The sequence below is a fragment of the Lysobacterales bacterium genome (assembly GCA_019634735.1).
Classification (GTDB): Bacteria; Pseudomonadota; Gammaproteobacteria; order Xanthomonadales; family UBA2363; genus Pseudofulvimonas.
The window spans coordinates 1-20,817 of record JAHCAT010000013.1 but is presented as its reverse complement, the minus strand read 5'-3'; the positions used below and the strand labels follow the sequence as shown (position 1 = coordinate 20,817).

Sequence of the window (20,817 nt, the reverse complement as noted above, 5' to 3'; positions counted from 1 at the left end):
CTGCGCCGCGCGGCCGCTCAGCCGCCCTCGTCGTCGGCCCCCGCGGCAAGCCGACCGACCGTATTGAAGCCGCCGGTCTCCAGGTAGTTGGGGCGGTCCACGGTCAGGCCGCGACGCCAGCGCACGTCGTTGTCGCGCCCGTTGATGCGGATCTCGTCGATGACCTCGACCTCGACCTGGTTGTCGTTGCCGTCGATCACCAGGCCGACGCACAGGCCGGAGATGCGCACGATGTTGCCGCTGCCGACCAGCTGCACGCGCTCGCCCGGGCTGCACTCGTGGCTGCGCGAATGGCCGTCGCCGACCAGCTGCGCGCCGGCCGCCTCGGCCGCGGCCTGTTCGGCTGCGCGGTCGCGGCCGACGCCGACCCGGATCTGCGGTGTTTCGCGGTCGAAGGCCTCGCGGGCGGGCATCACCGCCTCGCCGGTCTGCCGGCTGGGCAGGGCCTGGGCCGGATCGCGCAGGGTCCGCGGCGGCGGCTCGGCGTCGTCCTGTGCGACGGCGACGCCGGCGAGGGCCAACGGGGCAAGCCCGAGCAGAGTGGCGAAGATGGCGACGCGCATGGCAGGACCCCCGTGTCTGGATGGTTGCGCCGAAGATTCGTCCGGCGCGGGATGGCCCGACCCGCCGGATGCGTGCGGCGTATCGTGCCCGGCACGCGCGACAGGCGTGCCACGGTGCCGACAGTGTCGCCGCCTGATCCGTGACGATCGCGGCAAGGCCGCGCGACAGCCGTCATCGACCTTTGCCATCATGCGCCCTGGTACCGCCGGCCGCCAGCGCAGCGGATCACATTTCGCGCTTTTTCCGGATCCCGCATGCCCCCGGTCCAGGCCCGCCCGCAGCAGCCCGCGCAACCTCGCCCGTCGCCGGGCGCCCCGGTGCCCGGCGATCGTGCGGCGCTGCTGATGATGGTCCTGGGTGCGGCGTTGATCAGCACCACCGGCGTGCTGGTCCGGTACGCGGACGTGCCAGCCACGGTCTCGGCGTTCTGGCGGATGGCGTTCGGTGGTGTCGCCCTGGCGCTGCTGTTGCTGCTCCTGAGTCAATGGCGCCCCACCCGCAGTCGCGACTGGCTGTGGATGAGCCTGCCCGCCGCAGCGTTCGCCGCCGACCTGTTCGTCTGGCACCGAAGCATCCTGCTGGTGGGGCCCGGGTTGGCCACCCTGCTGGCCAACTTCCAGGTCTTCTTCATGGCCCTGGCCGGCGTGCTGCTCTACCGCGAGCGACTGGGGCCGCGTTTCCTGGCCGGCCTGGTGCTGGCGTTCGCGGGCACCTGGCTGCTGGTCGGCGTCGACTGGTCGACGCTCGGCCCGGGCGCGCGCACCGGTGTCCTGCTCGGCCTGCTCACCGGCCTGTGCTACGCGGTCTACATGCTCAGCTTCCGGCACGCCCAGCGCGGCCATACCGACCTGCCCTCGGCGCAGCTGCTGGCCCTGTGTTCGCTGCTGTGCGCGGCCATGCTGGCCGGCACCGGCGCCGTCGAGGGCGTCTCCTTCGCGATTCCGGATGCCCGCTCGCTGACCGCCCTGGTCGCGCTCGGCGTGGTCGGCCAGTGCCTGGGCTGGGTGCTGATCGCCCGTGCCATGCCACGCCTGCCGGCCTCGCTGGTCGGCCTGCTCCTGCTGCTGCAGCCGGCGCTGGCCTTCGTCCAGGACGTGCTGCTGTTCGATCGCGCCACCAGCGGCCGGGAGTGGCTGGGCGTGCTGCTCGCCCTGCTCGGCATCTTCATCGGCACCGTGCGCCTGGCAGCGCGGCCGACCCCACCCGACGCTGCGACCCCGCCATGACCGATCTCGACCGACTGATCCGCGACGTGCCCGATTTTCCGAAGCCGGGCATCGTGTTCAAGGACATCACGCCGCTGCTGGCCGACGCCGGCGGCCTGCGCGCCGCGATCCAGGCCATGGCCACACCCTGGCGGGACGCCGATATCAACGCGGTGGCCGGCATCGAATCGCGCGGCTTCATCCTGGGTGCCGCCCTGGCCGTGCACCTGGGTACCGGCTTCGTGCCGATCCGCAAGCCGGGCAAGTTGCCCGGAGCGACCATCGGCGAGGACTACGGCCTCGAATACGGACACGACCGCGTGGAGATCCATGTCGATGCGCTGCCCCCGGGTCGGCGGGTGCTGATCGTCGACGACGTGCTGGCCACCGGCGGCACCCTGGCCGCGGCGCGCGCCCTGGTCGAGAAGCTGCACTGCCAGGTCGCCGGCGCCGGCGTGCTGCTGGAGCTCGCCGGCCTCGACGGCCGCGCCCGCTGGCGGCAGGGCCCTCCGCTGGAGACGGTGCTGCGTTACGACTGAGTGTGCGTGGGGCGAGTGCCTGCGCGCGGGATGTCGGACGCCGGGCGAAACATCGCGGCCTCTCAGAGGGGCGCATGCGCAGGGAGCGGGGACAGGCGCAGGTCTGCGCCGGAAGGTGGTCCGTGCAGGAGCGTTCGCGGCTGGAGCGCTCAGGGCGCCGGCGCGATGTCCTTGAACAGCCAGGCGCCCAGCTCGTTGCGGATCGCATCCTGCGCCACCGGGCGGGTCGCCGAGAACAGCCGGGCGGCGACCAGGGCGCCGCCTTCGGCGAGGCGGGCACGGACCTCGCGCAGCAGGGTCTGCTGCTGGTTGCGGCCCAGCTTGTCGGCCTTGGTGAGCAGGGCCATGGCCGGCAGGCCGCGGTCGGCGCAGGCCTCCAGCAGCAGCCAGTCGCTGTCCTTCAGTGGGTGCCGGCAGTCCATCACCAGGACCAGGCCGATCAGGCTCTGGCGCTCGCGGAAATAGCGGCCCAGCTCCTGGCCCCATTGCGCGCGCACCGCCACCGGCACCTTGGCGTAGCCGTAGCCCGGCAGGTCGACCAGGCGATGCCGGGCATCGAGGTCGAACACCACCAGTTGCTGGGTGCGGCCGGGCGTGCGCGAGGTGCGGGCGAGGCCGGCGACGCCGGTCAGGGCATTGATGGCGCTGGACTTGCCGGCGTTGGAGCGGCCCGCGAAGGCCAGCTCGCGGCCCTCGTCGGGCGGCAGGTCGGGCAGCCGCGGCGCGCTGCGGGCGAAGGTGGCTGAGGCGAAGGGGTTTCTCACGGCCGCCATCATAGAAGGTCGACGGCTCCCGCAGTCCCCGGGCGCGATCCCGGCCGCCGCCTGAACCGCCTGCCGGCGGCGGCTGCTAGAATCGCCGCCCTGCTATGGAAACGAGTTCCCTGGAGTGTCCTTCATGAGCATTCGGCTGGTTGTTGCGCTGGCGGGTCTGGCCAGCTTTGCCGTGCAGGCGCTGGAAGCGCCGCCGGTCGGTGATGCCCAGGCCGGCGCCGAAAAGGCCGCCGTCTGTGGCGCCTGCCACGGCCTGGACGGCAACTCCGCCAACCCGGCCTGGCCCAAGCTGGCCGGCCAGCACGCCGACTACACCTACCGGCAGACCCGGGCGGTGCGCGACGGCGAGCGCGAGATCATCGAGATGACGCCGTTCGTGGCCGGCCTGTCCGATCAGGACATCGCCGACATGGCGGCGTACTTCGCCGGCCAGACCATCGTGCCCGGCCTGGCCGACGACAGCGCCATCGACGGCCGCGACGACACCTACGCGGGCCTGGGCGCGCGCCTGTATCGCGGCGGCAAGCCGGAGGCTGGTGTGCCGGCCTGCCTGGCCTGCCATGGCCCGAGCGGCCGGGGCATCCCCGGCGCCGGCTATCCGGCGCTGGCCGGCCAGCACGGCGAGTACACCAGGACGGTGCTCGAGCGCTTCCACGCCGGCATCCACTACGGCGGCGCCGACCACCCCAGCACCCAGATGGTGGCGATCGCGCGCGGCCTCGACGAGACCGAGATCGCCGCCCTGGCCACTTATGTGGAGGGCCTGCACCGGGCCGACCCGGCCGCCGCCGCCGCCGCGCGCCGCACCCCGGTGCCGGCCGCAGTGGCGGATCCGGCACCTGCCGCGGCCGAGGCGCAGCCCGTCGCGGAACCGGGAACCTGAGCCGCCGGTTCCGGTCCGTTTCGCCCCCTACCGAGGACGCACCGATGCCCATCCGCCTGCTCGCCCTGCTGTTCGCGCTCGTCCTGCCCGGCCTGGCCGGCGCCCAGGCGCTGTTCCAGGAAGGCACCCACTACCAGCGCATCGATCCGCCGCAGCCGACCCAGGTCGCCCAGGGCAAGGTCGAGGTGGTCGAGGTATTCGCCTACACCTGCATCCACTGCGCCCACTTCGAGCCGTTCCTGGCGTCCTGGAAAGCACGCAAGCCCGAGCACGTCGAGTTCCGCGGCGTGCCGGCGGTGTTCTCGCCGGCGATGGAGCCCCACGCCCGCGCCTTCTTCGCAGCCGAGGCGCTGAACGCCCTGGACGCCCTGCATGAGCCGATGTTCAAGGCCATCCACCAGGAGCGTCGGGCGCTTGCCACCCTGGAGCAGATCGCCGACTTCGCGGCCCAGCAGGGCATCGACCGGGCCGCCTTCATGGAGGCGGCCGGCGCCAGCTCCACCGACCTCAAGCTGCGTCGCGCCCGCGAGCAGGCGATGCGCTGGCGAGTGCCGGGCACACCCAGCGTGATCGTCAACGGCAAGTACCTGGTGCAGGCCGGCCAGGGCGGCTTCCAGGGCATGCTGGAGGTGGTCGATTTCCTGGTCGCCCAGGAAATGCGCGGCAACTGAGGCCTGCGACCGGCGCCGTGACCGCCTCCGCGCAGGCAGCCCGGCACGGCGCCGACGGCGCATTGCGCCTGCTCAGCTTCAACATCCAGGCCGGCGCCCACTTCGAGCGCTATCACCACTACGTGACCCGGCCCTGGCGGCACCTGCTGGGGCACGGCGCGCGCCGGCGCAACCTCCAGAAGCTCGCCGGCCTGCTCACCGACTACGACATCGTCGCCCTCCAGGAGGCCGATGCCGGCAGCCTGCGTTCGGGGTTCACCAACCAGATCGAGTTCCTCGCCGAAGAGGCCGGCTTCGGTTGGTTCAGCGTGCAGACCAACCGCCGCATCGGCGGCATCACGCACACCTGCAACGCGCTGCTGATGCGGCGCAAGCCCAGCGAGGTGCGCGACTACGCGCTGCCCGGCACGCTGCCCGGTCGCGGCGCACTGTGGGCGCGCTTCGGCGATGGCGACGACGCCCTGCTGGTGGTGGTCGTCCACCTGTCGCTGGGGCCGCGCGCGCGGATGCGCCAGATCGAGTTCCTGCGCGGCATCATCGACGAGCATCGCCATGTCGTCGTGATGGGCGACTTCAACTGCCCCGCCACCGCCCGCGAGATGATCCAGCTGTACGAGCGCACCCCGCTGACGCCGCCCTCGGCCTCGCCGGCGACGTTCCCGAGCTGGGCGCCGGTGCGCGGCATCGACCACATCCTGCTGTCCGACACCCTGGAGTCGCTGCGTTGCGAAGCGCCCTCGTTCGGACTGTCCGACCACCTGCCGCTGGCGCTGACCGCGCGCCTGCCCTGCGACTGCGCCTGGACCCGACTGCCCGGCGCCACCGAAGAGGAGCTTGAACCATGATCCAACGCATCGCGCTGCTGGCCGTCGCTGGCCTGCTCGCCGCCTGTGGCGGCGGCTCCCAGGAATCCCCGGCGCCTGCCGGGACCACCGGCGGCGCCTATCAGGAGGGGGTCCACTGGCATCGCCTGGCCACCCCGCTGCCGGCGGCCGACAACGAGGTCACCGAGGCGTTCTCCTACGCCTGCCCGGCCTGCGCCCAGTTCCAGCCCGAGGTCGATGCCTGGAAGCGCGAACGCGGCGACGCGGTCGTCCTGCGCTACGTGCCGGTGGTGTTCTCGCCGGCCTGGGACCCGCATGCGCGCACCTTCCACACCGCCCAGGCGATGGGCGTGTTCAGCCGCGTGCACCGGCCGATCTTCACGGCCATGTACCAGCAAGGCCGTCCGGGACAGACGCTGGAGCAGCTGGCCGACATCGTGCAGGTCGCCGGCATCGATCGCAGCCGCTTCCTCGAGGTCGCCCGTTCCGCAGAGGTCGAGGCGGCGATGGCGCAGGCCCGCGAGTGGTCGCTGGCCGCCGGCATCACCTCGACGCCGACCCTCGTGGTCGCCGGCCGCTACCGGGTCGAGCTGCGCCAGCGTGGCGACAGCCGGCCCTTTGCGGTGGCCGACTGGCTGCTCGCCAACCTGCCCTGACCCAGGCGGGCCCGAGCAGACCAGACCCGAGTCTCTGGTCGAGCGGGCTTCAGCCAGGCAGCGCGGGGTCGATGCGCGGCAGCCGCGAGCCATGGAAGGCTCGCGCGCGCCTCGGGCGCGCAGTCAGGCGTGCCCGAGCCGACCAGGCACTCAGTGGCGCAGCACCGCCACCGCCATCAGCGCCGCGATCAGCAGCAGGAACCCGGCAAACACCCGGCGCAGCAGCATGGCCGGCAGGTGGTGGGCCAGCCGTGCCCCGGCGGGTGCGGTGAGCATGCTGGTCGCCGCCACGGCCAGCGCAGCGGGCCAGTAGACATAGCCGAGCGTGCCGGGCGGAAGCACCAGGTCCTGCGGTGGCGGCGCGAGGGCGTAACTGGCTGCCGCCGCCACGGCGATCGCCAGCCCGCAGGCGGCCGAGGTGGCCACCGCCTGCACCGGCACCACGCCCCGCCAGACCAGCAGCGGCACCGTCATCGAACCGCCGCCGATGCCGACGATCGCCGAGACCACGCCGATCACCGGACCGGCCAGCGCCAGCAACAGTCGACCGACCTCGTGCGCGGCGCCGGCGGCTGGCCGCACGCTGCCCAGGGCCAGCTGCCAGGCGCTCAGAAGGCAATAGACCGCCACCACGGCGGCCAGCAGCCGGCTGGGCAGCCAGGTGGCCAGCACCGCGCCGCCGGCGGCGCCCAGCACCAGGCCGGGTGCCAGCCAGGCGACCAGCGGCCAGCGCACCGCGCCGCGCCGCCAGTGGGCGCGGGTCGAGGACGCGGCGGTGAACACGATGCCGGCCAGGGCGGTGGCCAGCGCCACCTGCATCAGGACGGCGGCCGGCACACCGCGGCCGGGAAGCAGCCAGACCAGTGCGGCGACCACCACCAGGCCGCCGCCGATGCCCAGCAGGCCGGCCAGGAAGCCGGCCAGGGCGCCGAGCAGCAGATAAAGGACGAGATCGACCAGCAGCGAGGGATCGGGCATCGCCGGATTATCGCGCGCGGCACCGGCGATCCGGTCCTGGCCGCACACGCTGCGTGCATCCGTCCCCGGGGTAGACTGGTCGCGATGACCGTGCGCCCTGCCGCGTTCCTGTTCGCTGTCCTGCTGGTGGTGGCGCCGCCCCTGGCCGCCGATGCCGCGCGCGACCGCACGCCGGCCTGGCGTGCCGAGTTCCTGGCGGCCGCGGTCTCACTCGCCGCCGGCCGCCAGGACGACTATGCGCAGCGGCGTCGCCACCTGGACGGCTACGTGCTGGCGCCCTACCTGGACTACGCCGCCCTGCGCCGCGAGCTGCGCACCCTGGACGCACGTCGTGCCCGCGCTTTTCTGGCGTCGGAAGGCGACAGCCAGCTCGGCCGCCAGTTCCTGCGCGACTGGCTGGGCGAGCTGGCGCGGCGCGGCGACTGGGCCGGCTTCCAGGCCGACGATCCCGGCGACGAGCTGGGCGGCAGCCTGGCCTGCCACCGTCTGCGCGCCGGCATCGAACGCGGCGGCGACGCCGCCGCGCTGCGCGCCGGCCTGCGGGCCCTGTGGCCGACCGGGCAAGGTCTTCCCGACGCCTGCGACCCGGTGATCGCCCATGGCCGTGCCCAGGGCTGGCTGGATGCCGCCGCCACCTGGCAGCGCCTGCGCCTGGCGGTCGAAGCCGGCAACGGCGGCCTGGCCGGCTTCCTGGCGCGGCAACTGCCGGCCAACCAGCGCGCCGCCGGCGAACGGCTGGCGCGTGCCGCGGGCGACCCCGAGGCCACTCTGCGTGCCGCTGCCGCCTGGCCGGACGAGCCCGCCACCCGCGAGGCCGCCACCCTGGCCCTGCAGCGCCGCGCGCGTTCGGCCGTGGAAAGCGCGATCGGCCACTGGCAGGCGCTGTCGCCGCGGCTGGCCTTCAGCGATGCGCAACGTGCCGCCGTGCTGCGCGAGATCGCGGTGTTCGCCGCGGCCGGCTACCGCGCCGACGCCGGCGACTGGCTGGACCGCGTGCCGGCCAGCGCGCGCGATGCGCAGATCGCCGACTGGCGCCTGCGCACCGCCCTCGCCGCGCTCGACTGGCCGGCCGTGCTGGCCCTCGTCAACGGCCTGCCGGCCGACCAGGCGCAGGCGCCGCGGATGCGCTACTGGCGCGCCCGCGCGCTCGACGAGACCGGCCAGGCCGAGGCGGCGCGAAACGCCTTCGCCGCCCTGGCCGGCGACGCCAGCTTCCACGGTTTCCTGGCGGCCGACCGGGCCGGCCTGCCCTATTCGCTGTGTCCCATCGAGGTCGGCGCCGACCCGCAGCGCCAGCGCGCCCTGCTCGCCGACATCGATCTCGCGCGCGCCCTGGAACTGCATGCGGTGGGCTGGCGGCCGGAGGCGGCGCGCGCCCTGCAGCGCGCGCTCTCGCGCGGCGATGCCGCCGGCCGCGACCAGATGCTGCTGATGGTCGCCGCGCAAGGCTGGCACGACCGGGTCATCCACGCCCTCAGCGGCGGCGACGACCTGCGCAAGTACGCCCTGCGCTTCCCCTTGCCTCGCCGCGACACGGTGGAGCGCGAGGCCGCCGCGAACGGCCTCGACCCGGCCTGGGTGCTGGCGCTGATCCGCGCCGAAAGCGCCTGGCAGCCCGATGCCCGCTCGCCGGCCGACGCCTGGGGCCTGATGCAGCTGCTGCCGGGCACCGGCCGGCAGGTGGCGGCGCAGCTTGGCGAGCCCTGGCAGGGCACCGCCACCCTGCTCGATCCCGACCGCAACATCCGCCTGGGCAGCCGTTACCTGGCCGACCAGGCGGCACGTTTCGGGGGCAGCCCCTGGCTGGCCAGCGCCGCCTACAACGCCGGGCCGGCACCCGTGCAGCGCTGGCTGGACCAGCGCGGCGACCTGCCCGCCGATGTCTTCATCGAGACCATTCCCTACCGCGAGACCCGCGAATACGTGGCCCGGGTGCTCGCCTTCAGCGTGATCTACGACTGGCGCCTGCATGGCCGCACGCGCCCGCTGGCCAGCCGCCTGCCCGATCCCGGCCAGCGCCCGGCGGCGACCGCGTTCGCGGCCAGCGGCGGTGTGCACTGCGCGGCGCCGCTCGCCCAGGTTCCGGCACGGGACGGCATCGGCATGGAGGACACCGCGCCATGAACACGACACGGCACATCGTCATCGTCGGCGGCAGCGGCTTCATAGGCCGCCACCTCGCGGCACGGCTGGCCAATGCCGGCCACCGGGTCACCGTCACCAGCCGGAATCCTGCCGGCCATGGCGACCTGCGGCTGCTGCCGGGGCTGCGCCTGCTGCAGGTCGATCCCCTGGATCAGAAGGCGCTCGCCCGCGCCTTCGCCGGCGCCGACGCCGTGGTCAACCTGGTCGGCATCCTCAACGAGCGCGGCTTCGGCGGCAAGGGCTTCCGGCGCGCCCATGTCGAGCTCACCGCCCAGGTGATCGCCGCCTGTGCGGCGGCCGGGGCCGCCGACCTGGTGCAGATGAGCGCGCTGCGCGCCGGCGAGGGCGACAGCCACTACCTGCGCACCCGCGGCGAGGCCGAGGCGCTGGTCCGTGCCAGCACGCTGCGCTGGCGCATCGTTCGGCCGAGCGTGGTGTTCGGACCCGGCGACGGGCTGTTCAACCGCTTCGCCGGCCTGCTGCGGCTGCTGCCGGCGCTGCCGATCGCCCGGCCCGGCGCGCGCTTCGCGCCGGTCCATGTGGGCGACGTGGTCGAGGCCGTCGCGCGCTGCCTGGCGCGGCCGGAGACCGCCGGCGAGACCTTCGAGCTGTACGGCGCGCGGGTGATGAGCTTGCGCGAGATCGTCGCTTACACCGCCCGCCACCTGGGCCTGCGCCGCTGGGTGATCGGCCTGCCCGATCCGCTCGGGCGGGTGCAGGCGCTGGTCGGCGACCTGATCCCCGGCAAGCCGATCTCCAGCGACAACTTCCGCTCGCTCAAGCTCGATTCGGTCGGCAGCAGGGACGGACTGGCCGCGCTCGGCATCGCGCCGACGCCGGTCGACGCGGTGGTGCCGCAGATGCTGGCCGGCGGCCGCCACCAGGCGCGCCTGGACCAGTACCGGCACCATGCCCGTCGCACCTGAGCCGTTCGCTCCGGCCGGCCGCTTCGCCACCTACCGGGTCGGCGGCGCCGTGCGCGACCGCCTGCTCGGCTTGCCGGTGCACGACCAGGACTTCGTGGTGGTCGGCGCCCGCCAGGCCGACCTGGAGGCGCTGGGCTTCCGGGGCGTCGGCCGCGACTTCCCGGTGTTCCTGCACCCCGACAGCCAGGCCGAATACGCGCTGGCGCGCACCGAGCGCAAGCAGGGCCGCGGCTACCGCGGCTTCGTGGTCGACGCCGACCCGTCGGTGAGCCTAGAGGACGACCTGCGCCGGCGCGACCTCACCATCAACGCCATGGCGGAGGATGCGCAGGGCCGCGTCATCGATCCCTGGGGCGGCCAGGCCGACCTGCAGGCGCGCGTGCTGCGCCACGTGTCGTCGGCGTTCGCCGAGGACCCGGTGCGCCTGCTGCGGCTGGCGCGCTTCGCGGCGCGCTTCGCGCCCCTGGGTTTCACGGTGGCGCCGGAGACCCTGGACCTGCTGCGCGGCATGGTCGCGGCAGGCGAACTCGACCACCTGGTCCCGGAACGGGTCTGGGCCGAGCTGGAACGGGCGCTGCGCGAAGCGCGGCCCTCGGCCTGCCTGCGGATGCTGCGCGACAGCGGCGCGCTGGCCGTGCTGCTGCCGGAGCTGGACGCTCTGTACGGCATCCCGCAGCGCGCAGAGTTCCACCCCGAGATCGACACCGGCCGGCACCAGGAGCTGGTCAGCGACATGGCCGCGGCGCTGGCGCCCGGCGACAGCCAGGTCGGTTGGGCGGCCCTGCTGCACGACCTCGGCAAGGGCGTCACGCCGGCCGGCGAGCTGCCCGCGCACCGCGGCCACGAGCACGCCGGCCTGCCCATGGTCGAGGCGGTCAACGTCCGGCTCAAGGTGCCCCGCGACCACGCCGACCTGGCCCGGTTGGCCTGCCGCCACCATCTGGACATCCATCGGGCGGCCGAGCTGCGTCCGGCCACCGTGGTCGACCTGTTGGCGAAGGTCGACGCGTTCCGCCGTCCGCAGCGCTTCCAGCGGCTGTTGCTCGCCTGCGAAGCCGACGCCCGCGGCCGGGCCGGGCGCCAGGACGACCCCTACCCGCAGGCCGGGCGGCTGCGCGCTGCACTTGCGGCTGCGCGCGCGGTCGACGCCGGCGCCGTGGCCGCGCGCGTCGCCGGTACCGATGCCGACATCGCGGCCGCCGTGCGCGAAGCGCGCATCCGCGCGGTCCGCGCGCTGGCCCTGCCGGATCCGACGGGCTGACCCGATTGGCGTCCTGTCTCAGCTCAGGGTCGGGACCAAGGGCCAGGAGCCGGTGTTCGCTGAGCGCAGCGCGCTGTGCTCCCCTCTCCCTCTGGGAGAGGGGCCGGGGGAGAGGGTCGGCACTTGCCATGATCTGCATGGTTGCCGGCCCAGCGGCGCGCGCTGGCCGGGGCGGCCCTCTCCCCAGCCCCTCCCCCGCAGGCGGGTGAGGGGAGAAGTGCGGTGCCGTCGCACCGGCGACACGCCGCCTGGCAGCGAGCTGAGACACGACGCCAATCGGGACGGGCTGAGCCCGGCCATGCGCGGCAACCGTGGCCCTGGCCGCGCGGCGATAATGCCGCGATGACGGCATCGCCCGCTCCACTCCGTGTCGCCGTGATCGGCGGCGGCCCCGCCGGCCTGTTCGCGGCCGAGCGGCTGCGTGCGGCGGGCGTCGCCGTGGACCTGTACGAGGCGAAGGGCTCGGTGGGCCGCAAGTTCCTGATCGCCGGCAAGGGCGGGCTGAACCTCACCCACTCCGATCCGTTCGAAGCCTTCGCCCCCCGCTACGGGACGCGCAGCGCGGCGGTCGGACACTGGCTGCGGCGCTTCGACGCCGACGCGCTGCGCGCCTGGGCACGGGGCTTCGGCATCGACACCTACGTCGGCACGTCGGGACGGGTGTTCCCGACCGACCGCAAGGCGGCGCCGCTGCTGCGCGGCTGGGTGCGCCGGCTGCGCGAGCAGGGCGTCGCCTTCCATGTCCAGCACCGCTGGGCCGGCTGGACGCAGTCCGGCGACCTGGCGTTCCAGACGCCCGTCGGCGAACGCAGCGCCGGGGCCGATGCCGTGGTGCTGGCGCTGGGCGGCGGCAGCTGGCCGCAGCTCGGCTCCGACGGCGCCTGGGTACCGGTGCTGCGGGCGCGCGGCGTGGACATCGCGCCGCTGCAGCCGGCGAACTGCGGCTTCGACCTGGACTGGAGCGCGCACTTCGCGCAGCGCCACGCCGGCGCGCCGGTCAAGCCGGTGGTGGTGCACTGGCTGGACGACGACGGCACGCCGCGCGCGCTGCAGGGCGAATGCGTGGCCACCGCGACCGGCCTGGAAGGCAGCGTGGTGTACGCGCTGTCGGCGCTGTTTCGCGAGCGCATCGCCCGCGACGGCCATGCCGACCTCGCGCTCGATCTGGCGCCGGGTCGCAGCCTGGAGGACCTGCAGGCGGCGCTGTCGCGACCGCGCGGCAAGCGCACGCGCGCCGAGCAGTGGCGTCGCGACGCCGGCATCCACGGCGTCAAGGCCGGCCTGCTCCAGGAGATCCTGCCGCGCGAGGTGCTCGACGATCCTCAGCGCGTGGCCGCCGCGATCAAGCGCCTGCCGCTGCGCCTGCTGCGCGCGCGCCCGGTCGCCGAGGCGATCAGCAGCGCCGGCGGCGTGCGCCTGGAGGCGCTCGACGAGGGCCTGATGCTGCGCGCGTTGCCCGGCGTGTTCGTCGCCGGCGAGATGCTCGACTGGGAAGCGCCGACCGGCGGCTACCTGCTGACCGCCTGCTTCGCCAGCGGCGCGGCGGCCGCACAGGGCGTGCTGGCCTGGTTGCGGGATCGGGGCGTTGCGTACGACCGTGGGTACCGGGAGCAGACCCAGGACACCTGAGGGGTGTCGCGGCTCAGGCGCGTTCCGTGGCCAGGCCCGAGCGGACCCCTGAGGATGCGTGCCGCCGGTGCCGTGTCCGGATCGATCCGTGTCGTCGCGGCAAGGCCGCAGCGCCCGGGCGCCAGGCGCGCATCTGGGCAAGGCGCGTGGCGACCGATGCGGCGCCGCACGCAGGAACCATGGCGAACGAGGACCGAAGGCGGATCGTCCGGGTCGTGCTGGCTCGCGGCCTACTCGCCCTCGAAGCGGAACCAGCAGTTGAAGGCGACGGTGATCCGCTCGCGCAGGCCGCGGTAGGGCTGCACCTGGTGGAACAGCCAGGAGGGGAACAGCACCAGACGGCCGGCGGTGTGGCGATAGGTGATGTTGGCCATCCCGTAGGGCCGGCGCAGGTGGACGTTGGCCGGGTCCTGGAACATGTTGGCCAGGGCCATCGGGTTGACGAAGGTGAGGGCGCCGGAATCCGGGTCGTCGGCCGGGCTGTCGCCGGGATCCACGCAGTAAACGCCCGACCACGAGGCCATCCCGTGGTTGTGCAGGTCGAACTGGCCGCCGCCCCGGGTGATGTGGAACCAGGTGTGGGAAAAGATCTGCAGGCGCGCCATCTGCTCGGCGCCGAAGCCGTTGAGCTGCGCCACCGCGCGCGACAGGCCCGCCCAGCAGAACTCGCGCAGCGCCTGCACCGGCGCGTCCGGCCAGGAGAACACCGTGAAGTCGCTTTCGAACAGGCCCTGCTTGATCTTCATCGACGACGCCGGGTTGGCATGGCGCAGCCCCTCGGCCTCTCGGGCCAGGAACAGCTCGCGCAGGCGCGCGTTGAGATCGGCCGGATCGGGGTGCTGCACCTCGATCATCGGCACGGCGAACAGCGGGGTCACCTGGAACATGGCGGCGGCCTGGCGGAGCGGAGGGCCATTGTAGGCCGCGTCCGACTCTGGCCCGGTTGATCCCGGTCAAGCCGCGCCGCGCCGGTCTCGACACCCCGGCCGGGGCCGGGCATGATCGGGCGCGGGTCATGCCGGAGGGTGCGATGAAGCGTCTGTTCCTGGCCAATAGCAAGGGCGGCTGCGGCAAGAGCACGCTGACCGTCAATCTTGCCGCGGCGCTGGCCGGCAAGGGCCGGCGCGTCCTGCTCGCCGATTGCGATCCGCAGCTGTCGACCGCCGCGTGGTGCGAGCGCCGGCCGCAGGACGCCGCCCCGGTGGAATGGGTGGTGCTGCGCAAGCTCAAGCGCCTGGGCGGCTTCCAACCTCCCGCCGGGGTCGACTGGCTGATTGTCGACACGCCGGCCGGTGTCCATGCCGAGGACCTGGAAAAGCTGCTGCAGCCCGATGACCGGGTCCTGGTACCCATGCTGCCCTCGGTGATCGACCTCGATGCCAGCGAGCGCTTCCTGGCCGACCTGGCCGGCACCCGCCCGGTGGCGGGCGGGCGCGCCAAGGTCGGTCTGGTGCTGAACCGGGTGCGCGTCGATACCCTGTCGACACGCGCCGCGCTCGAGCGCCTGGCCGGCCAGCCGTTCCCGTTGCTGGCCCAGGTCCGCGATACCCAGGCCTACGTCCTGGCCGCCGCCATGGGCAAGGGGCTGTTCGACTACCGCAGCATGCTCGCCCTCGATCGCCAGGAGGACTTCGCACGCCTGCTGCGCTGGCTGGGGCGCTGACGGGAGGCGCTGCCGCCCTCGCGGCGACCGATCCGGGGCCCGGCGCCGCAGCCAGTCCCGTCCCCCCTGTCCTGATCCCCGGTCCCTGCTCGCCCCCTCTCGCTCCTGGCCCCTGGTCCCGGTCCCCGCTCATGCGCTGAGACTGGACGCCTCTCGGGTCGCGGCAGGGCGGCTGCGCCGGGCGTGAGAAGATGGCCACTCCCGTCCCGCGCGATCTTCCCGGAGATGCTCAGCAACGATCTCGACCTGCGGCACTGGCGGCAGCAACTGCAGCAGCGCGGCCGTATCCAGATTCCCGACGTGCTCCAGGCCAGTGCGCTCGAGCGGCTGCGTGCCTGCCTGGAGCAGGAGGTTCCCTGGGGCCTGGCCGTGCGTCATGCCGGAGACGTGGCCCGGCTGCTCCCGGCGGCGGAGTGGCGCAACGGCAGCGACGGCGAGGCCGGACGGGTCGCGCAGGCAGCGCAGGGCGCCCGGGGCGGCTACGCGTTCGCCTATGAGAGTTACATGATGGTCACCGCGGCGCTCGAAGGCCGCGATCCGGGCCTGCTCCTGCACGCCGTGCTCGACTTCCTCAATGCTCCGCCGTTCCTGTCGTTCTGCCGGATGCTGACCGGCGACCCGTCGCTGCGACGGGTCAGCGCCCAGGCGACCCGCTATCGGCCAGGCATGTTCCTTCGCCGACACAACGATTTCGAAGCGGATGAAGGCCGTCGCTACGCGTATGTCTTCAACCTCGGCCGGTCCTGGTCGGCCGACTGGGGTGGCCTGCTGCACTTCCAGGACCAGGACGGCCGGGTCGTCGAGACGCTGGAACCCATGCCCAACAGCCTGAGCCTGTTCAAGGTGCCGGCCTGGCATTTCGTTTCGCCGGTCGCGCCCTGGGCGGAGACCGATCGCCTGGGCATCACCGGCTGGTGGCTGACGTGACCCTGGCCGCACTGCGCTCGGCCTGGTCTGCCCTGTCGGCGGGCCGGGCCGAGCAGGCCCTGGCCCTGCTGCAGCCGGTGCTTGAGTCCCATCCGGACCATCCCGATGCCCTCCAGATACAGGCGGGTGCCGCACTGGCGCTGGGTCGGGCCGGGTTGGCGGTGGACGCACTGCAGCGCGTCCAGGCCCGTCGCCCCGACGATCCCGGTGTGAACTACAACCTTGGCCTCGCCTTGCGTGCCGCGGGCCAGCCGGCTGCCGCGATCGAGGCTTTCGCCCGATCCGTGCAACGCCAGCCGGCGCCCTCGGAACCCTGGATCGGCCTGGCGCAGGCGGCGGGCGAGGCCGGGCGCCCCTTGGAGGCGGCGAAAGCCTGGCAGGCCGTACTGGCGCGCCGGCCGCACGACCTTGAAGCGGCATCGGCCCGGGTGCGCGCGCTGGCCGACGCCGGCCACGCTGCCGATGCACTGATCGAGGCCCGGGCCCTGGTCGGACGCCAGCCAGGCCGGACCGAGCCCTGGCAGGCCCTGGCCTGGGCCTGCGAGGTAGCCGGCGACGTTGCCGGTGCCGAAGCCGCGCTGCAGGAAGGTGTCGCTGCCGGTGCCGATCGATACGTGCTGGCCCTGGCCCGCGGTCATCTCGCCTGGCGGCGGCGTGCCTGGCTGGCGGCCGCCACGGCATTCGCCGACGCCGCGGCCTTGCGAGCGGACGGCCACGAGGCCTGGACCAACCTGGCGGCCAGCCAGATCCACCTCGACCGTATCGATGAGGCGATCGCTTCCGCCGGAACTGCCGTCGCCCTTGCGCCGGATGCCGTGCCCGCCCGCATGACCCTGGCCGCGGCCCTGTCCCGGGGCACGGCGCCAGATCAGGTCGAGCGGGCGCTGGCTGCTTCGCGCGCGCTGATCGCCGACCATCCCGGGCTGGGCGCTGCGCACGACTGTCTTGCCGCCTGCCTGCTCAAGCAGGGAAACGCCCAGGCAGCCCTGCAGCCTGCCCGGGAGGCCGTGCGCCTGGCGCCGGACGAAGCGGGTCCGACGGTGACCCTGGCGCGCGTCCTCGAAGCCCTGGGTCGCCTCGACGAGGCCGAGCAGTGCCTGCAGCTGCTCGCCCAGGCCGAGGATGCGCCGGCGCCGGTATTGCGCCAGCTCGGCCAGGTACGCCTGCGCAGCCAGCAGTCCGCCCCGGCGCTGGTTGCGCTCGACCGGGCCTGCAGGCTGGAGCCCGCCGACCAGGGTGGCATTGCCGCGCGCGCCATCGCCTTGGCCGGTGTCGAGGGCTGGCCGGCCGCGGAGGCCTGGCTGGGCCTGCACGACTGGGTGCGCGAGGTCGACATCGCCACGCCGCCAGCCTTCGCCGACCGTGACGCCTTCCTGGCCGCGCTGGCCGACGACATCCGCAACCACAGCAGGCTGCGCTACGAGCCGGTCGGTCTGGTGGCGCGCGGCGGCTGGTTGACCGGCGAGCTGCTGGCCGACGACACGCCGGCGATTACGGGCTTCGCGGACAGCCTGCGCGCCGCCATTGCCGCCTTCATCGCCGGCCTGCCCGATGTCCCGGGCCATCCGTTCCTGGGCCAGGTGCCGCGCGGCCCGCACCTGATGCACGTCTGGGCGACGCGGGTGCGCGAGCAGGGATTGATCGACACCCATATCCACGAGGGCTCCTGGCTGTCCGGGGCGTTCTACGTGGCGCTGCCGCCCGTACTTGGCGACGGGAGCGCCGCCGGCTGGATCGAGTTCGGCCAGCCCTATCCCGGCCTGCCCGCGCCGCCCCCGGATCGCCTGTTGCGGCTCCGCCCGCGACCCGGCGCGATGCTGTTCTTTCCGTCCTATCTGTTCCACCGCACGCTGCCCTACAGCGGCGAGGGCGAGCGCATCAGCATCTCGTTCGACCTCGGGCCGGCGGCGTAGCAGCTTGTTGAAGAACGACCATCCTGGTCGTTTTTCAAGTCGCCCGTCCGGCGCAGGTCCGGACGCGCTCCCGTCGAAGCGGCTGCTTGTGCAGTCTCTTCGCCGAACAGCCATCCATGGCCGCAGCCAGCAGGCTGTTCTTCAACAGCCTGCTGGCACGCCCTCGACGCCCCACGACGTGGGTCCATGACTGGTCCGGGCCCGCGCGCTCGGGAATCGGGATCGGGGCCGTGACCTGCACCTCTTTTTTCCGCGGCGCGGGATCGGGGTTGAAAGACCTCCGCAGCGGGTCGCCCTGCCGACGCGCTTCCCGGAACACGGTCGGGCTGTCGAGTGCCGCGGGCTCCACAGCCGCGAAAAGGCACCGCTACGCCGCTGATTGCAGGAAGGTTCCCAAGGGCAGGCGATCAGGAGCGCCTGGCCCGTGGGCCGGCGAATTCGGCGGCCAAGGCGGATAGGCGCGTCGTTGCGCGACGGGCCGAGGCAGGCGCTGGCGGTCCCCGGGGTGCCGGGCTCCCGGCGCAAACGACACACACGTGTCCTTGCCTGCGGGGCCGTTGCGGACTGCCCGGGTGCTAGCATTCGCGGCCCATGAGTCTGCTGCTCGACCTCGTCCGGCATGCCGATGCCCTGCCCAAGGCGCCCGCGGGCAGCGACTTCGAGCGCGCGTTGTCGCCCCTCGGTCGCAAGCAGGCCCTGCTGCTGGCCGAACGTCTGCGCGAGCGCGGCATCCCCGATCAGGTGCGCTGCTCGCCGGCCACGCGCACGCGGCAGACGCTGGCGCCGCTCGGCTACGACTTCACCGCCGCGGCCGAGTACCCCGAGCAGATCTACGAATGCGAGTGGGAAGTCCTGCTGGACCTGGTCGAGTCGCTGCGGCCGCAGGCCGCGCACGCCCTGGTGGTGGCCCACAACCCAGGGCTTACCGACCTGGCGACCTTCCTGGTCGGCGCGGACGCCCCGCCGATGGTGACCGCTGCCCACCTGCGCATCCTGGTGCCGACACGGCCGGCGCGGCCGCTGCGCGGCAAGTCCAGGCTGCTCGAAGCGTGGTCGCCCTGAAAGCCGCGTCGCGGGCCTCGTCCCGGCAATCGCCTGTCCTGCCACACTTGCCGTCGCACCCGTCGCCGACCGGCCAGGACGACGCCGTGCTGCCTCGCGCGATCGCGAACGTGGACCAGGGCCGGTGAGTCCATCCGTGCCGGGCGGGCCGAATCGTCGATGCCGCGTCGCGCTGTCGCGCCTGGCGACCGCGCTTCTGGCCATGGCTCTTGCCGGTTGCGCGCTGTCGCCGGCGCGCCGCGCCGAGGTCGACGCCCGGCTGGCGCAGGCGCAGGCGCACGCACAGGCCGGTACCGCGCAATCCTGTACCGCAGCGGCCGGTTGCGCGGCCATCGATTCGCCCTTCCATGAATTCCTCGCCACCCAGGCCGGTCGCCATCACGTGCTGCCGCTCGAACTGGGCAGCGACGCGCTGCGCATCCGCCTGCACCTGCTGCGCGCGGCCCGGCACAGCATCGATCTGCAGACCTACATCTTCAAGCCGGGCGCCGGCTCCGACCTGGTGCTGGCCGAGCTCGAGGCCGCGGCGCGGCGCGGCGTGCGGGTCCGCCTGCTGGTCGACCAGCTGTTCTCGCTCAACCATCCCGGTTTGTTAGCCAACCTGGTGCGCGTCCATCCCAACCTGTCGCTGCGCGTCTACAACCCCACCTTCAACCAGGCGCGCACTTCGCCGGGCGAGTTCGCCGCCGGCATCCTGTGCTGCTTCTCGCGCTTCAACCAGCGCATGCACACCAAGCTGTTCGCGATCGACGGCGAGGTCGGCATCCTGGGTGGGCGCAACTACGCCGACACCTATTTCGACCTCGACCCGGAGTTCGCCTACTACGACCGCGAGCTGCTGGTGACCGGCCCGGTGGTGGCGGACATGGTCGCGGCCTTCGACCGCTTCTGGGCGCATCCGCGCGCGGTGCCGGCACAATACCTGACCGATGTCGCCCGGCAGTTGCGTCGCGTCGCGCCCGGCGAGTCCGCGCCCCAGCCGCAGGCCGAGATCGATCCGGCGATCCATGCCCAGGCGGCGCGTTTCGCCGCCGAGGCCGCCGACGATGCCCTGGTGCGCGGCCGCTTCCTGGCGCCGATGCTGCCGGTCGAGTCGATCCGCTTCGTCGCCGATGCCCCGGTCAAGGTCGGCTCGCGCCGGCCCGAGGCCAATGCGGTCAGCCTGGAGATCGCCGGGCTGGTCGCCGGTGCCCGCCGGGACCTGCTGATCCAGACGCCCTACCTGGTGCTCGACCGGCCCAGCCGCCGCCTGCTGCGCGCCCGCCGCAGCGAGCCGGAACCGCCGCAGGTGCGCGTCTCCACCAACTCGCTGGCGGCGACCGACGCCTTTCCGGTCTATGCGCTGACCTGGAAGTACAAGAAGCGTTACCTGCGCGAGCTGGGCTTCCAGATCCACGAGATGCGGCCCGACCCGGAGGACCTCGAGCGCATGGTCGAACTGGCCGGGCCGGTTCGTGCGCCGCGCAACAGCATGCACGGCAAGACCCTGGTGGTGGACGGACACACCAGCCTGGTCGGCAGCCACAACTTCGATCCGCGCTCGGACCGCTTCAACACCGAGTCGGCCCTGGTCATCGAGGATGCCGCGCTGGCGGCGCGGCTGACCGCCACCATCGAGCGCGACATGGCGCCCGGCAACGCCTGGCTGATCGCCCGCGGCCCGCGCGGCCCGGCACCCTTCTACCGCATGGGCCGCGCCATCGAACGGATCTCCACCGCGCTGCCAGTGTTCGACCTGTGGCCGTTCCGCTATGCGACCAGCTACGAGCTGCAACCCGCCTGTCCGCCGCTGGCGCGCACGCACCCGCAGTTCCACCTGTGCCACGCCGACGTCGGCGACTTCCCGGGCGAAGACAGCTTCTGGAAGCGTGTGCTGACGCGACTGTCGGCGGCCTTCGGCGCGCCGCTGCTGCCGGTGCTGTAGGCGCCCGCCTCGACCTGATCAGCGTCGTGCCTCAGCCCACTGCAAGGCGGCGTATCGCCGATGCGACGACACCGCACTTCTCTCCTCCCCCGCCTGCGGGGGAGGGGCGGGGGAGAGGGCTGCCCTGAGCAGCGCGCGCCGCTGGGCCGGCAACGATGCAGATCATGGCAAGCCCCGGCCCTCTCCCCCGGCCCCTCTCCCACAGGCCTGATTGGCGTCGTGCCTCAGCCCGTTGCCAGGCGGCGTATCGCCGATGCGACGGCACTGCACTTCT

At 73.4% G+C, this 20,817-nt stretch carries 19 protein-coding genes; 15 read left to right on the top strand and 4 right to left on the bottom strand.

The window, feature by feature from the left end; translation table 11 throughout:
• Window positions 1-17: 17 nt before the first annotated feature.
• Window positions 18-563 (bottom strand): DUF3060 domain-containing protein, encoded by a 546-nt coding sequence (locus tag KF823_12405; protein ID MBX3726705.1) that lies wholly within the window; start codon window positions 561-563, stop codon window positions 18-20.
• 255 nt (window positions 564-818) lie between these two features.
• On the opposite strand from KF823_12405, the gene KF823_12400 reads away from it, so the two are divergent.
• Window positions 819-1,790, top strand: a complete 972-nt coding sequence (locus tag KF823_12400; protein ID MBX3726704.1) for a DMT family transporter — start codon at window positions 819-821, stop codon at window positions 1,788-1,790.
• Window positions 1,787-2,308, top strand: coding sequence for an adenine phosphoribosyltransferase (locus KF823_12395; GenBank protein MBX3726703.1), 522 nt, complete (start codon window positions 1,787-1,789; stop codon window positions 2,306-2,308). Before KF823_12400 ends, KF823_12395 begins: the two co-directional genes overlap by 4 nt.
• A 149-nt stretch (window positions 2,309-2,457) precedes the next feature.
• On the opposite strand, the gene yihA is transcribed toward KF823_12395, so the two are convergent.
• Entirely contained in the window at window positions 2,458-3,081 is a 624-nt protein-coding gene (gene yihA, locus KF823_12390) for a ribosome biogenesis GTP-binding protein YihA/YsxC (protein MBX3726702.1), read from the bottom strand.
• Window positions 3,082-3,205: 124 nt separating this feature from the next.
• Between yihA and KF823_12385 the strand changes: the two genes are divergently transcribed.
• The 4 genes from KF823_12385 to KF823_12370 all read left to right on the top strand — a co-directional run bounded on the left by KF823_12385 (window position 3,206) and on the right by KF823_12370 (window position 6,115).
• Window positions 3,206-3,964 (top strand): cytochrome c4, encoded by a 759-nt coding sequence (locus tag KF823_12385; GenBank protein MBX3726701.1) that lies wholly within the window; start codon window positions 3,206-3,208, stop codon window positions 3,962-3,964.
• Window positions 3,965-4,008: 44 nt separating this feature from the next.
• Complete coding sequence (locus KF823_12380) at window positions 4,009-4,635, top strand: thiol:disulfide interchange protein DsbA/DsbL (protein ID MBX3726700.1); 627 nt, start codon at window positions 4,009-4,011, stop codon at window positions 4,633-4,635.
• A 68-nt stretch (window positions 4,636-4,703) separates the two neighbouring features.
• Window positions 4,704-5,480, top strand: coding sequence for an endonuclease/exonuclease/phosphatase family protein (locus tag KF823_12375; GenBank protein ID MBX3726699.1), 777 nt, complete (start codon window positions 4,704-4,706; stop codon window positions 5,478-5,480).
• Entirely contained in the window at window positions 5,477-6,115 is a 639-nt protein-coding gene (locus tag KF823_12370; protein MBX3726698.1) for a thiol:disulfide interchange protein DsbA/DsbL, read from the top strand. Before KF823_12375 ends, KF823_12370 begins: the two co-directional genes overlap by 4 nt.
• 150 nt (window positions 6,116-6,265) lie before the next feature.
• Here the strand turns inward: KF823_12370 and KF823_12365 are convergent, their stop codons facing one another.
• Window positions 6,266-7,093, bottom strand: coding sequence for a sulfite exporter TauE/SafE family protein (locus KF823_12365; GenBank protein MBX3726697.1), 828 nt, complete (start codon window positions 7,091-7,093; stop codon window positions 6,266-6,268).
• A gap of 84 nt (window positions 7,094-7,177) precedes the next feature.
• On the opposite strand from KF823_12365, the gene KF823_12360 reads away from it, so the two are divergent.
• The 4 genes from KF823_12360 to KF823_12345 all read left to right on the top strand — a co-directional run bounded on the left by KF823_12360 (window position 7,178) and on the right by KF823_12345 (window position 13,054).
• Complete coding sequence (locus tag KF823_12360; protein ID MBX3726696.1) at window positions 7,178-9,217, top strand: transglycosylase SLT domain-containing protein; 2,040 nt, start codon at window positions 7,178-7,180, stop codon at window positions 9,215-9,217.
• Window positions 9,214-10,164 carry a complex I NDUFA9 subunit family protein gene (locus KF823_12355; GenBank protein ID MBX3726695.1) on the top strand — a complete coding sequence of 317 codons (951 nt, stop codon included), beginning with the start codon at window positions 9,214-9,216 and terminating at the stop codon, window positions 10,162-10,164. The genes KF823_12360 and KF823_12355 overlap by 4 nt, the downstream gene beginning before the upstream one ends.
• Entirely contained in the window at window positions 10,148-11,425 is a 1,278-nt protein-coding gene (locus KF823_12350) for a multifunctional CCA addition/repair protein (GenBank protein ID MBX3726694.1), read from the top strand. Before KF823_12355 ends, KF823_12350 begins: the two co-directional genes overlap by 17 nt.
• Before the next feature lie 342 nt (window positions 11,426-11,767).
• Entirely contained in the window at window positions 11,768-13,054 is a 1,287-nt protein-coding gene (locus KF823_12345; GenBank protein ID MBX3726693.1) for a TIGR03862 family flavoprotein, read from the top strand.
• 230 nt (window positions 13,055-13,284) lie between these two features.
• On the opposite strand, the gene KF823_12340 is transcribed toward KF823_12345, so the two are convergent.
• Window positions 13,285-13,941: a hypothetical protein gene (locus KF823_12340; GenBank protein ID MBX3726692.1), complete on the bottom strand. Its 657-nt coding sequence runs from the start codon at window positions 13,939-13,941 to the stop codon at window positions 13,285-13,287.
• Window positions 13,942-14,084: 143 nt separating this feature from the next.
• Between KF823_12340 and KF823_12335 the strand changes: the two genes are divergently transcribed.
• From KF823_12335 to KF823_12315, 5 genes are all read left to right on the top strand, one after another.
• Window positions 14,085-14,717, top strand: coding sequence for a ParA family protein (locus tag KF823_12335; protein ID MBX3726691.1), 633 nt, complete (start codon window positions 14,085-14,087; stop codon window positions 14,715-14,717).
• Between the two features lie 225 nt (window positions 14,718-14,942).
• On the top strand, window positions 14,943-15,644 hold the full coding sequence (locus KF823_12330; GenBank protein MBX3726690.1) for a 2OG-Fe(II) oxygenase: 702 nt from the start codon (window positions 14,943-14,945) through the stop codon (window positions 15,642-15,644).
• Window positions 15,632-17,557, top strand: a complete 1,926-nt coding sequence (locus KF823_12325; protein ID MBX3726689.1) for a tetratricopeptide repeat protein — start codon at window positions 15,632-15,634, stop codon at window positions 17,555-17,557. The genes KF823_12330 and KF823_12325 overlap by 13 nt, the downstream gene beginning before the upstream one ends.
• A gap of 591 nt (window positions 17,558-18,148) precedes the next feature.
• A complete protein-coding gene (locus KF823_12320; GenBank protein MBX3726688.1) occupies window positions 18,149-18,619 on the top strand; it encodes a histidine phosphatase family protein in 471 nt (156 codons plus the stop codon).
• Between the two features lie 124 nt (window positions 18,620-18,743).
• Complete coding sequence (locus KF823_12315) at window positions 18,744-20,543, top strand: phospholipase D family protein (protein ID MBX3726687.1); 1,800 nt, start codon at window positions 18,744-18,746, stop codon at window positions 20,541-20,543.
• Window positions 20,544-20,817 lie beyond the last annotated feature (274 nt).